The sequence below is a fragment of the Pseudomonas sp. AC252 genome (assembly GCF_979258105.1).
Window position 1 is genome coordinate 210,760 of record NZ_OZ409837.1, and the last position, 12,710, is coordinate 223,469.

Sequence of the window (12,710 nt, forward strand, 5' to 3'; positions counted from 1 at the left end):
GGATGGTTTTGGGACTGCTTCGCAGTCCAGCGGGGATGAATCCCCTCGCCACAGGGTTCTTTTCACCGCGAGCCTTGTGCTGGATCAGGTAGTACCGGCGCGATCGGCTAGAATGGCCGCCTTGTGTTTGCCGAGCCTGCCATGAAAGCCGAAATGCCCCACGCCCAACTCGACTGGGACGACCAGGGACGCCCACGTTCGCGGGTGTTCGATGACGTGTATTTTTCCGACCAGTCGGGGCTGGAAGAAACCCGTTACGTGTTTCTCGAACAGAACCGTCTGGCCGAGCGTTTCGCTGCACTGCCCGCCGATGGGCGCCTGGTCATTGGCGAAACCGGCTTCGGCACCGGGCTGAATTTTCTCTGCACCTGGCAGTTGTTCGAACAGCACGCGGTGGCCGGCGCACGCATGCATTTTGTCAGCGTGGAAAAGTACCCACTGGCGCCAGCGGATCTGCAACGGGCCCTGGCACTTTGGCCGGAACTCAAGCCGTTGGCCGATCAGTTACTCAAGCACTACGTAGCGATTCATCAGGGTTTTCAGCGCATCACTCTGGCCGAAGGCCGGGTGACGCTGACCTTGCTGATCGGCGATGCGCTGGAGCAACTGCCACAACTCGATGCGCAGGTCGATGCATGGTTTCTCGACGGTTTCGCCCCGGCGAAAAACCCTGACATGTGGACCGCTGAACTGTTCGTCGAACTGGCGCGTCTGGCTGCGCCGGGCTCGACCATCAGCACCTTCACCAGCACCGGTTGGGTAAGGCGTCTGCTCAACGCTGCCGGGTTCAAGATGAAGCGCACCCCGGGCATCGGCCACAAATGGGAAATCCTGCGTGGCGAATTTCTTGGCTGGCCCGCCGAGGTGGCGGCGCCCATACCGGCGAAACCCTGGTTCGCCCGCCCTGCTCCACTCAACGGCGAGCGCCGGGCGCTGGTGATCGGTGCCGGCCTGGCCGGCTGCGCGACGGCATCGAGTCTGGCGGCACGCGGCTGGCAGGTAAGCCTGCTGGAGCGGCATGCGGCGGTGGCGCAAGAAGCTTCGGGCAACCCGCAAGGCGTGCTCTATCTCAAGCTGTCCGCGCATGGCACGGCGTTGTCGCAATTGATCCTCAGCGGCTTCGGTTACACCCGGCGTCTGCTGGAAACGCTGCAGCGCGGCAGCGACTGGGATGACTGCGGGGTGCTGCAACTGGCGTTCAATGCCAAGGAAGCCGAGCGCCACGCGCAACTGGCGCAGGCATTCCCGGAAGATCTGCTGCATTGGCTGGAACAACCTGAAGCCCAGGCCCGCGCCGGTGTCGGCGTGGCCCACGGCGGCTTGTTCTACCCCGAAGGCGGCTGGGTGCATCCGCCAGCGCTGTGTCAGGCCCAGGCAATGCATGCCAACATTGATTTGCTCAGCCATCACGAAGCTTTGGAACTGCGCAAAGTCGCAGACCTGTGGCAAGCCTTCGACGGCGAACGACTGCTCGCCAGTGCGCCGGTAGTGATCCTGGCCGGAGCCGCCGAAATCAAACGTTTTGCCCAGAGTGCCGAACTACCGCTCAAGCGCATTCGCGGGCAGATCACGCGTCTGGCTGAGACTGCAGAAAGTCATGCGCTGGCCACGGTGGTGTGCGCCGAGGGCTACGTCGCCCCGGCACGACTGGGCGAGCACACGCTGGGCGCCAGTTTCGACTTCAACAGCGACGATCTGACGCCCACGACAGCCGAGCACCAAGGCAATCTGGCAATGCTCGAAGAGATTTCCAACGATCTGCTCACCCGTCTGAACATCAGCGAGCAGCCAGTCGAGAACCTTGAAGGCCGCGCCGCCTTCCGTTGCACCAGCCCGGATTATCTGCCGATCGTCGGCCCGCTCGCCGACCGCACAGCCTTCCTCCAGAGCTACGCAGCGTTGAGCAAGGACGCCCGCCAAGTGCCGGACGTCGCTTGCCCATGGCTCGACGGACTTTACGTCAACAGTGGCCACGGTTCTCGCGGGCTGATCACCGCCCCGCTGTCCGGCGAATTGCTCGCCGCGTGGCTGGACAACGAGCCGCTGCCGTTGCCACGCAGCGTGGCCGAAGCCTGTCATCCCAACCGTTTCGCCCTGCGCCAGTTGATTCGCGGCAAGTAGGTTTCACTCGTCGGGCATTACACAGAGGCCGAGGTCCATCAGGCGTATCGACTCTTCGGTCAGACGCTTGATTACGGCTTGTTGTGCCTCATCGCGCTCGAGCCTGATGGCATCCATCTGGCTCAGGTAATCGGCGGAGGGCAGCGTTTCGGCCTGTTCGAATACAGCATCGATGCGCGGTGCGTAGAGCGCATCGATGGGCGAGAATTTCCGCGCGAATGTGCGCTGCAGATAGTCTGTCCAGAACCCTTGCCGCTGCATGAATTTCAGCCATTCGGGCGACAGCTCCGCCGTCGTGATCCGGTTCTTCGCCGTCTCCAGATCGGCAGCCGTCACGCCCCCCTGTTCGGCGAACTGCATCCGTCGCGGCTGCCCGGGTAAATCGAGCGCCTCGGCAAGTCCGGTGCGATAGGCCAGATTGACCTCCAGTGCGTCAGCCTTCGGATGTTTGCGCACATGTTCAAGCGCAAGGTCGCCGAGCTTTTCCAGGCGAAACAGGCGCTTTCCCAGTTCCAATAGCGGTTTGGCAGTGACCGGCCGGCCGCCGGCGATATTACTGACCCGATCAACTTCGACCGCCACTTCCAGATGACTGAAGTTCATCGCCGCGCTGTCCGTGCAGTTGATCGGATTGGCGGCGAGGTTGAGCACTTGATCGCACAGCACCGGGTCACGCTGCGCCGCCTCAAGCACAGCCCAGACGCGCCGGCGCATGTCGGCACTGCCCTGCGTCGCATCAGCGGTATCGCCCAGTTCCGACAACAAGTGAAACAAGGCCTCGCCACGCTCATCGTCCTTGAAAGCGGTCCAGATCCGTTCACGCTCGGCGGCCTGCGCTGGGGGATTGCCGATCATCCACAGCGAACGGGCCTTCTGCTCGTCCAGCCGAGCGATATCGTCCTGCAGGTAGCCCATGCCGACACCGATGTTGTTGCGGTAGTTTTCAAGGTGAGTCTCGCTGGCCGCAGACAACGGATTGAAGCGCAGATTCAGCGCCTGACTGAATCGACGCGACACCTCGAACAGCCAGTCGGGCAGATCCTTGATCTGGTTGTTGCGCAGGTCCATCCACTCGGCAAACGGAAGATTTTTGAGGCCGACCGGCATTTCCGTAAGTCCCGTTTCGCGCAGCAGCAATCGGCGCAAATCGCGCATGGCACTGACGTCCGGCGTCGCGCCCAGAGGATTGCCATTGAGATTGAGGTAGTGCAGCGTGGTCATGCGTTTGAGCTTGGCCAGCGTCGGCTCCGTCAGCTGCAGCTGATTGTTTGCCAGGCTCAGCCGCTGGAGATTGGGCATGTACGACAGCATTTCCGGCAAGCGTGTAACGCTGTTGTTGTCCAGTTCCAGCGACTCGAGCTGTTTGAAGGATTTGAGAAAGTGCGCGACGTCGTCGCTCTGGGCCATGTTCTTCATCGATAGCTGCTGGATGTGATCAAAGCTCACCCCCGGCGGCAGTGTCGGCAGCTTGCCTACGCGCATGCCATCAAGGTTGAGCGTGCAGAGGGATTTGCCCTGTTCGTCAGGCACCCAGTGAAACCGGCGAAAACCCTCCTCGATCAGTTCTGCGGTCATTTTTCGGCTGTGGCGCGCTTCTGCCAGGTCACCCCCAAGGCCTTCAGACCCAGCGCGTCCTCGCTCCAGACAAACAAGGCGTCACGCAGCGTTTTCAGTTCCTGCTGCAGCGCTTTGACCCGGGTCGCGCGGCTCAGCGGATCCGCGCCGAGGCCATCGATCAGTTGGCTGGCCTGGGTTTCACTCAGGCGCGGGTACAGCCTGCGCACTTTGCGCAGCAGCCCGCGCGGATGCTTGTTTGCAGGGGCTTGATCACCTTGCACGCATGCCGGTTCCTCGATCCTCGCGGCCTTAGCGTTGCGTAACGTGCGAGCCGTGACCTGGCGTTCCTGCAAGGCGGCATCAAGCAGCTTGCTGCGCAATTGCCGGGTGTTCGCGGCAAAACCCGGCAGCGTGCGCTGACGCTGCGGCAGTGCCTTGAAAATGGCCGTGAACAACGCTTCAGGCCCCATGGCCACCTTGCCAAGGGACTTTCCCTCGCCGCTGAACGCTTCATAACCGGCGGCGGATTTCACCAGTGTGCAGGTGTTTTCCGCGCTGGCCGCCGTGTCGCCGACCTCTTCCAGAACCGGCCCCGCCAGGGTGTTTTCGCGCAGCTGCAGACGCCATTGCGTATCCCAGCCGTTCAGGCGCGGCAGCAAGCGGATGGCCAGCGCATCAGTGTCAACGTTGGCCAGACGCGGCCAATGAAAACCCGCCAGCGCGTGATCGAGGCGCACCTCCTCAATGCCGGCCCCGGCCCGCTGCGCAAGGCGCAACGGCACCCGTCCGGTCGATCGCAGGTGCTGGCGCTCGATACTGGTGGCGCGGTCGACCAAGCGTTGCCCATGGCGCGCCGAAAGGTCAGTGAACACCTGGCGTAATTTCACCAGTTCACCCGCCTCGCTCTGGTCGGAACGCTGGTACATGCGCTTGAAGGCCGCGCGATGATCCGCAGTGAGCGCCGCGGCCAGCTTTTTTGCCAGCGCCGATGCCTGCGTGGATTTCGCCACCTTGGCGCCAAGCATCTCTTTGACTTCGTGCTGGTCAAGGCCATCGATGACCGTTTGCAGCAATTGACCCCGGGACAACTGCTCGCGCGTCACCTCGACACTGAGGGTGTCGTCGAGCAAGCGCGTCGCAGGATAGGTTGCTTCAATGGCTTTTTCGGCGCTGGTCACCGCGATATAACGGTCAGTCGGCCAGCCCGGCAACGTCGGCAAAGCGTGCAACTGCTCCTCGACAGGCTGGCCGGAATGGTACTCGCCGCTGTGCAATTCGATTGTCAGCTCGCGCAATTGCCGGATCAGGCGCACACGCTCCACGGTGTCGCGCAAGCGCACCGGCAGCTTCAGGTTGTCATTGAAGGTTTGCAGAAGCGCCTCGTGCGAGGTGTCGCTAAGCCGGCGCATCATGTCCAGATCATCATCGACGAACTCGCTGAGTTGTGGATCGATGCGCTTGAGCGTGTAGGCCGAGCTGCTCCATTCTTCCGGCGCCTCGTTGGGAACCTGCCAGCCGCCCTCGACATGCCGGACCAATTGTGGGGCATAGGCGTTTGCACGTTGCGCGTGTTCGAGGTGCCAGGTCTTGCCGTCGGCGTCGTACTTGCCCGCAAGCAGCCGATGGTCGACACGGCCTATGGTCTTGATCCCGATCCGGTAGAACTCCTCGGAGCCCGCATCGATGGTGAAACCGGCTGGAAGCGCGTGCTCATAATGGCTGAGTTCCGGCTTCCACAAGCGAGGTCTTGCGGCGTGATCGAGAATCGCAGCGAATTGTCCGAAAAACTCGGGATGGCTGCGCAGCAGCTTGCCGCCCAGGGCACCGATTGCTTTTTGCCCACCGGCGAAGACGCCCATGAGCGCAATGTTCTCGACGACACTGAGCACATGCGACAGGGCTTGCTGATGGTCACCGCGTTGCCAGTCTTCGACGCCCTCGAACACCTCGCCAAGCAATTGGCCCACTGCGACGCCCATCATCAACTGCCCGAGTACCGGCACGAACAGCCCTGCCACAGAAGCCAGGGTCACTCCCGACTCGAGCCAGTCCTGCAGGCGTTTGCGACGCGCTTCTTCATCGATATCCGCGGTCGGCACCGCCAGTTTGCGCGCATCGATCTGGCGCTTGCCGATATGACTCAGCAGCATGAAATCGAACAGTGATACATCGATCGACAGCTGTTTGATAACGGCCACCTCACCCTTGTCGGTGAACGCCGTGAAGAAATCGGCCTTGTCATCTTCATCCAGACTGCGAGCGAAGTATTCCCGGTAGTCCGTCGTCCGCAGTTGTTGCGTAAGGTAGAGCTTGAAGGCCGCCAGATTGGGGTACTCGTACAGGGCTCGTGCGGGCTCGCCAGGCATGTACACCAGGCAGCCGTCCTCCGGATGGTGCTCCAGGGAACGTGCGCTGAAAACCACGACGCCCCAGACGCAGCTGTCGAATATTTCAATGCCCTGCATGACCATCGGGTCCTCGCCGTAGCGCAGGGTTTGCGGCGACGCCACGCCATCGGCCTCGATCAGATCCTTGACCATGCGCAGCCCGGATGAGGTGATGTCACCTTTGAGCCAGGCCTGCTCGGCATCCAGTCGCAACAGATGCTTTTTCATCGCGACGATGTCGCGGGTCATGGCACTGCTGGCCACGACTTTCCCGCCATCGTCCACAAGGCCGAAGGTTTTCTGCAAATGCAGCTGGTATTGCTTGCCCAGATCCAGCTCGCGGCACAACGTGGCGAACGCCGCCGGAGTCAGATCCTTGACCCCGCCGGGCGCACTGTGGACGCGCACCACACTGCCTGAGGGGAACGCATCTGCCTGTTCTTCATCCTCGGTGAAATTCTGCATCGCCGCCTGCAGCAAGGTTTGCGTGGCATGTTTGATCACTTCGACGCCGGACTCATCGGCAGTGACCGCCTCACAACCGCAGTCGACACCGGGCAGGCTCAGCAGATCCCGCTCGACGTCATAGACCGCCGGCCATTTTTTCTTCAGCGCGGCGGTCAGCTCGCGGATGCAGAAAGGCTGCAACGATTCGAGGCGGCTGAAGTCCTTCTCGACCCTCAGTTGCAGGGTATGCAGATCTCTGACGGTCTCATCGAGCACCGCGAGGGTCGCAGGCGAGGCCGTAAGCAATTGCGGCGGCAGGTTTTTCTGCAGGGCTTGGGCAATATCGAGGTCGCCGGTAGCCTCAAGCAATGTGCCGAGAATCGTGGCTTGAGTCGTTGGGATGTTGTTTTCTTTGGAAGGCATGGCAATAGTCCTTTATTGCGGGAGGCCTGTGACCTTAGCGATGCCTGAGGCGAATTGATAATTCAAAAAGCTCGGGGAAATCCCGGCAACCGAACAGGATTTGCGACCGTTAAAACAGCCCGCTACCACCCAGTAGCTCAGAGTCGGTTGTCCACGCTCCTTGCGTTTGGATAACCGCCGCACCTTGGCGCAGACGGCTCGCTTATAACTTATCGATCTAAAACTCCACATACCGAGACAGGTCAGTTTCTGAGTACCCGCACTTTTCGCGCGGTACGGCTTGACCTTCCCCAACGGAAAAACCGGTAAGGACTTTATGTGCGGATTAGCTGGCGAGTTACGTTTTGATCAACAACCTGCAGACCTTGCAGCGATCGAGAGAATCACCCATCACCTGGCCCCTCGCGGCCCTGACGCGTGGGGCTTCCATGCCCAAGGGCCGATTGCCCTGGGCCATCGACGCCTGAAGATCATGGACCTGTCGGACGGGTCGGCGCAGCCGATGATCGACAGCCAATTGGGCCTGTCCCTGGCTTTCAATGGCGCGATCTACAACTTCCCGGAATTGCGCGCAGAGCTCGAAGCGCTGGGCTATGCCTTTTATTCCGGCGGCGACACCGAAGTGCTGCTCAAGGGTTATCACGCCTGGGGCGAGGCGTTGCTGCCGAAGCTCAACGGCATGTTCGCCTTCGCCATTTGGGAGCGCGATGCCAAGCGTCTGTTCATCGCCCGTGACCGTCTCGGCGTGAAGCCGCTGTACCTGTCGCGCACTGGCCAACGCCTGCGCTTTGCCTCGGCACTGCCGGCGCTGCTCAAGGGTGGCGACATCAACCCGATTCTTGATCCGGTGGCGCTCAACCATTACCTGAATTTCCATGCGGTGGTGCCTGCGCCGCGCACCTTGCTGGCCGGTATCGAAAAATTGCCGCCCGCCACCTGGATGCGCGTTGAGGCCGATGGCCGCACCGAGCAGAAAACCTGGTGGACCCTGCCCTACGGCCCACATGAGGACGAGAAAAACCTCAACCTTGAAGACTGGGTCGATCGCGTCCTCGACAGCACCCGCGAAGCGGTGGCGATTCGTCAGCGTGCGGCAGTGGATGTCGGCGTGTTGCTGTCTGGCGGTGTCGACTCGAGCATGCTGGTCGGCCTGTTGCGTGAAGTCGGTGTAGAGAACCTGTCGACCTTCTCCATCGGTTTCCAGGATGCCGGCGGCGAGCGCGGCGACGAGTTCCAGTATTCGGACCTGATCGCCAAGCACTACGGCACCCGCCACCATCAGTTGCGCATCGACGAGAAAGAAATCATCGAGCAACTGCCTGCTGCTTTCCGGGCGATGAGCGAGCCGATGGTCAGCCATGACTGCATCGCGTTCTATCTGTTGTCGCGGGAAGTGGCCAAGCACTGCAAAGTGGTGCAGAGCGGCCAGGGCGCGGACGAGTTGTTTGCCGGTTATCACTGGTATCCGCAGGTAGACGGCGCGGCCGATCCATACGCGGCCTACCGCGACGCATTCTTCGACCGCAGCTATGACGATTACGCGGCAACGGTTCAGCCGAAATGGCTGGTCGATCACGACGCAGCGGGCGACTTCGTCAAAGCGCATTTTGCCCAGCCTGGCGCTGATGCCGCGGTGGACAAAGCCTTGCGTCTGGACAGCACGGTGATGCTGGTCGATGACCCGGTCAAACGTGTCGACAACATGACCATGGCCTGGGGCCTGGAAGCGCGTACGCCGTTCCTCGACTATCGGCTGGTCGAACTGTCGGCGCGAGTACCGGGCAAATTCAAACTGCCCGACGGCGGCAAACAAGTGCTGAAAGAAGCTGCGCGCCGGGTCATTCCAAGCGAAGTGATCGACCGCAAGAAAGGCTATTTCCCGGTGCCGGGCCTCAAGCACTTGCAGGGCGACACTCTGAACTGGGTGCGCGAACTGCTGCTGGATCCGAGCCAGGATCGCGGCCTGTTCAACCCGACCATGCTCGACAAGCTTCTGACTGATCCGCAAGGCCAGCTGACCCCGTTGCGCGGTTCGAAACTGTGGCAACTGGCGGCCCTCAACCTGTGGCTCAGTGAACAAGGAATTTGATTGATGAAACCCCATGCCACGTCCATCAACCAACGCCTGTTGCGTGGTCAGGCCCCCTCGTATGAACGTTTGCAGGCGCGCCTGGCCGAAGACGGCAGCGAGCCTGCCAGCGCGCCGATTGCCGTGCACTGCGGCTGGGGCCGGCTGCTGATCGGGCACACCTTTCCAGACCCGGCGTCGCTGGCGCAGGAGCTGCTCAACGAACAGCCCGGCGAGCGTGACATCGCGCTATACGTTGCCGCACCGCAGCAGATTCTTGGCCTGGAGCCAACGCAGCTGTTTCTCGATCCATCCGACACCCTGCGCCTGTGGTTCAGCGATTACCGGCAGGCCACGCGGGTGTTTCGCGGCTTCCGCATTCGTCGCGCGCAGAGCGAAAGCGACTGGCAAGGGATCAACCGCTTGTACCAGGCGCGCGGCATGTTGCCGATCGATCCGGAGCTGCTCACTCCGCATCATCAGGGCGGTCCGGTGTATTGGCTGGCGGAAGACGAGGATAGCGGCGCGGTGATCGGCAGTGTCATGGGCCTCAACCATCAAAAAGCTTTCAACGATCCGGAACACGGCAGCAGCCTGTGGTGCCTGGCGGTCGACCCGCATTGCTCGCGCCCCGGCGTCGGCGAAGTGCTGGTGCGACATCTGGTCGAGCACTTCATGAGCCGTGGCCTGGCTTATCTGGATCTGTCGGTGCTGCACGACAACCGTCAGGCGAAAAACCTCTACGCCAAACTCGGTTTCCGCAACCTGCCGACCTTCGCCATCAAGCGCAAGAACGGGATCAATCAGCCGCTGTTTCTCGGCCCGGGGCCGGAGGCGAATTTCAACCCTTACGCACGGATCATCGTCGAAGAAGCGCATCGACGCGGTATCGACGTGCAAGTGGATGACGCCGACGCCGGGCTGTTCACCCTCAGCCATGGTGGCCGTCGCGTGCGCTGCCGCGAGTCGCTCAGCGACCTGACCAGCGCCATCAGCATGACCTTGTGCCAGGACAAAAGCCTGACCCACAAGGTGCTCAAGGCCGCCGGCCTGAAACTGCCGGCACAGCAACTGGCGGGCAATGCCGACGACAACCTGGCCTTCCTCGATGAACACCAGCGGGTGGTGGTCAAACCGCTCGACGGTGAACAGGGCCAAGGCGTCGCGGTGGATTTACGCACCATCGAAGAGGTGCAGAAGGCCATCGAAACCGCCAAGCAGTTCGACAGTCGCGTGTTGCTGGAGAGCTTCCACGAAGGTCTCGATCTGCGCATTGTGGTGATCGGTTTTGAAGTGGTCGCGGCTGCTATTCGCAAGCCCGCCGAAGTGGTCGGTGATGGGCAGCATTCCATCGGTGCGCTGATCGAAGCGCAGAGCCGCCGACGGCAAGCGGCCACCAGCGGCGAGAGCAAGATCCCGCTGGACCACGAAACCCAACGTACGCTGCACGCTGCCGGCTATGACTACAGCAGCATCCTGCCGGCCGGCGAGCATCTGTTCGTGCGGCGCACGGCCAACCTGCACACCGGCGGTACGCTGGAAGACGTGACCGACATTCTTCATCCGACCCTGGTCGACGCGGCAGTGCGCGCGGCGCGGGCGCTGGATATTCCGATGGTCGGCCTCGATCTGATGGTGCCGGCGGCGGATCAGCCCGACTACGTGTTCATCGAAGCCAACGAACGCGCCGGCCTCGCCAACCATGAACCGCAGCCGACGGCGGAGCGCTTTGTCGATCTGTTGTTTCCGCATAGTCAGCCGGCTGTCTGAACCTTTCCTGATCGTTCCCACGCTCTGCGTGGGAACGCCTCATCGGACGCTCCGCGTCCATTCGAGGGACGCAGAGCGTCCCGGGCTGCATTCCCACGCAGAGCGTGGGAACGATCAGTGCTCAACCCATCAGGAGTTTCCATGACCATGACCACACAAATCCCTGAACCGGATCTGGCTTACCTGCAAAAAGTCCTGCTGGAGATGCTCGCCATTCCCAGCCCTACCGGGTTCACCGACACCATCGTGCGCTATGTCGCCGAGCGTCTCGAAGAGCTGGGTATTCCGTTTGAAATGACCCGACGCGGCACCATTCGCGCGACGTTGAAGGGCAAAAAAGCAGCCCCGACCGCGCCGTATCGGCGCACCTGGACACCATCGGCGCCGCGGTGCGTGCGGTGAAGGACAATGGTCGCCTGACCCTCGCCCCGGTCGGTTGCTGGTCGAGCCGCTTTGCCGAGGGCAGCCGGGTCAGCCTGTTTACCGACACTGGCGTGATTCGCGGCAGCGTGTTGCCGCTGATGGCTTCCGGGCATGCATTCAATACCCAGGTCGATGAAATGCCGATCAGCTGGGACCATGTCGAACTGCGGCTGGACGCCTACTGCGCGACCAAAGCCGATTGCGAATCGCTGGGCATTCATGTCGGTGACGTGGTGGCGTTCGATCCGCTGCCGGAGTTCACCGAAAGCGGCCATATCAGTGCGCGCCACCTCGACGACAAGGCCGGCGTGGCCGCACTGCTCGCCGCACTGAAGGCGATTGTCGACAGTGGCCAGGAGCTGACCATCGATTGCCATCCACTGTTCACCATTACCGAGGAAACCGGCAGCGGTGCGGCGGCAGCATTGCCGTGGGATGTCAGCGAGTTCGTCGGCATCGACATTGCGCCGGTCGCGCCGGGCCAGCATTCCAGTGAACACGCGGTGAGCGTGGCGATGCAGGACTCTGGCGGGCCGTACGACTATCACTTGTCGCGGCATTTGCTGCGTCTGGCCGGCGAGAACGAATTGCCGGTGCGCCGTGACATGTTCCGCTATTACTTCAGCGATGCGCATTCGGCGGTCACCGCCGGCCACGACATCCGCACTGCCCTGCTCGCCTTCGGCTGCGATGCCACGCACGGCTACGAACGCACGCACATCGACAGCCTGGCGGCGCTCAGCCGTTTGCTCGGCGCGTACATCCTCAGCCCGCCAGTCTTCGCCAGCGATGCGGCGCCGGCCAATGCGTCTCTGGATCGCTTCAGCCATCAGATCGAGCATGACACGCAGATGGAAAGCGAAACCCGCGTGCCGCCGGTAGACAGTCTGGTGGGGCAGCGTTCTGACAGTTGAGCCTTCGGTGAACAGATGACCGCCTTCGCGAGCAGGCTCGCTCCCACAGGGATCGCATTTCAAATGTGGGAGCGAGCCTGCTCGCGAATGGGCCGACAAGTCCAATACAGAACTGGCAGGCAAAACCCAATCCCCGTAGCATCCCGACATTGATTTGACCGAGGTGCCCATGCTCATTCCACACGACGCGCTTGAAGTCGACACCCTCACCCGCCTGATCGAGGATTTCGTCACTCGCGACGGTACTGACAACGGCGATGACACCCCGCTGGAAACCCGCGTATTGCGCGTGCGCCAGGCATTGACCAAAGGCCAGGCACTGATCGTGTTCGACCCGGAAAGCGAACAGTGCCAGCTGATGCTCAAGCACGACGTACCCAAGCATCTGTTCGACTGAAACCGTCAGCCAGCCTTCGCGGCGGCCTCCTTGCGCTTGATCCGGTCATAGACCTCGGCGCGGTGCACATGGACTTTCTTCGGCGCCTCGACGCCGAAGCGCACGCTGGAGCCATTGACCGACAGAACACGCAGGGTGATGTCGTCACCGATTGAAATCAACTCACCGACCACACGGCTGAGTACAAGCATGGGATTCATCCT

Annotated in this window: 7 protein-coding genes and 1 pseudogene; 5 read left to right on the forward strand and 3 right to left on the reverse strand. The window is 61.8% G+C overall.

Annotated features, from left to right (window positions below; all coding sequences use genetic code 11):
• Positions 1-141: 141 nt before the first annotated feature.
• Positions 142-2,121, forward strand: a complete 1,980-nt coding sequence (mnmC, locus tag ACZZZ4_RS00975; protein ID WP_463547055.1) for a bifunctional tRNA (5-methylaminomethyl-2-thiouridine)(34)-methyltransferase MnmC2/FAD-dependent 5-carboxymethylaminomethyl-2-thiouridine(34) oxidoreductase MnmC1 — start codon at positions 142-144, stop codon at positions 2,119-2,121.
• Positions 2,122-2,124: 3 nt separating this feature from the next.
• On the opposite strand, the gene ACZZZ4_RS00980 is transcribed toward mnmC, so the two are convergent.
• Both ACZZZ4_RS00980 and ACZZZ4_RS00985 read right to left on the reverse strand, forming a co-directional pair.
• Positions 2,125-3,696, reverse strand: coding sequence for an NEL-type E3 ubiquitin ligase domain-containing protein (locus ACZZZ4_RS00980; protein WP_463547056.1), 1,572 nt, complete (start codon positions 3,694-3,696; stop codon positions 2,125-2,127).
• Positions 3,693-6,935: a dermonecrotic toxin domain-containing protein gene (locus ACZZZ4_RS00985; RefSeq protein WP_463547057.1), complete on the reverse strand. Its 3,243-nt coding sequence runs from the start codon at positions 6,933-6,935 to the stop codon at positions 3,693-3,695. The genes ACZZZ4_RS00980 and ACZZZ4_RS00985 overlap by 4 nt, the downstream gene beginning before the upstream one ends.
• Before the next feature lie 316 nt (positions 6,936-7,251).
• On the opposite strand from ACZZZ4_RS00985, the gene ACZZZ4_RS00990 reads away from it, so the two are divergent.
• The 4 genes and pseudogenes from ACZZZ4_RS00990 (at position 7,252) to ACZZZ4_RS01005 (ending at position 12,507) form a co-directional block, all read left to right on the forward strand.
• Positions 7,252-9,024: an N-acetylglutaminylglutamine amidotransferase gene (locus ACZZZ4_RS00990; protein ID WP_463547058.1), complete on the forward strand. Its 1,773-nt coding sequence runs from the start codon at positions 7,252-7,254 to the stop codon at positions 9,022-9,024.
• A 3-nt stretch (positions 9,025-9,027) separates the two neighbouring features.
• Entirely contained in the window at positions 9,028-10,773 is a 1,746-nt protein-coding gene (gene ngg / locus ACZZZ4_RS00995; RefSeq protein ID WP_463547059.1) for an N-acetylglutaminylglutamine synthetase, read from the forward strand.
• Positions 10,774-10,920: 147 nt separating this feature from the next.
• Positions 10,921-12,110: pseudogene (locus ACZZZ4_RS01000) on the forward strand (osmoprotectant NAGGN system M42 family peptidase).
• 169 nt (positions 12,111-12,279) lie between these two features.
• Complete coding sequence (locus ACZZZ4_RS01005) at positions 12,280-12,507, forward strand: YheU family protein (protein WP_003172962.1); 228 nt, start codon at positions 12,280-12,282, stop codon at positions 12,505-12,507.
• Between the two features lie 5 nt (positions 12,508-12,512).
• Here ACZZZ4_RS01005 and csrA read toward each other — a convergent pair whose 3' ends face one another.
• Positions 12,513-12,698, reverse strand: a complete 186-nt coding sequence (csrA, locus tag ACZZZ4_RS01010) for a carbon storage regulator CsrA (protein WP_024013891.1) — start codon at positions 12,696-12,698, stop codon at positions 12,513-12,515.
• Between the last annotated feature and the right edge of the window lie 12 nt (positions 12,699-12,710).

What these genes read in the sequence shown, in the direction of transcription:
- ACZZZ4_RS00980 (WP_463547056.1), bottom strand. Translation starts at nt 3,696, where the DNA reads ATGACCGCAGAACTGATCGAGGAGGGTTTTCGCCGGTTTCACTGGGTG.
- csrA (WP_024013891.1), bottom strand. Translation starts at nt 12,698, where the DNA reads ATGCTTGTACTCAGCCGTGTGGTCGGTGAGTTGATTTCAATCGGTGAC.
- ngg (WP_463547059.1), top strand. Translation starts at nt 9,028, where the DNA reads ATGAAACCCCATGCCACGTCCATCAACCAACGCCTGTTGCGTGGTCAG.
- ACZZZ4_RS00990 (WP_463547058.1), top strand. Translation starts at nt 7,252, where the DNA reads ATGTGCGGATTAGCTGGCGAGTTACGTTTTGATCAACAACCTGCAGAC.
- ACZZZ4_RS01005 (WP_003172962.1), top strand. Translation starts at nt 12,280, where the DNA reads ATGCTCATTCCACACGACGCGCTTGAAGTCGACACCCTCACCCGCCTG.
- mnmC (WP_463547055.1), top strand. Translation starts at nt 142, where the DNA reads ATGAAAGCCGAAATGCCCCACGCCCAACTCGACTGGGACGACCAGGGA.
- ACZZZ4_RS00985 (WP_463547057.1), bottom strand. Translation starts at nt 6,935, where the DNA reads ATGCCTTCCAAAGAAAACAACATCCCAACGACTCAAGCCACGATTCTC.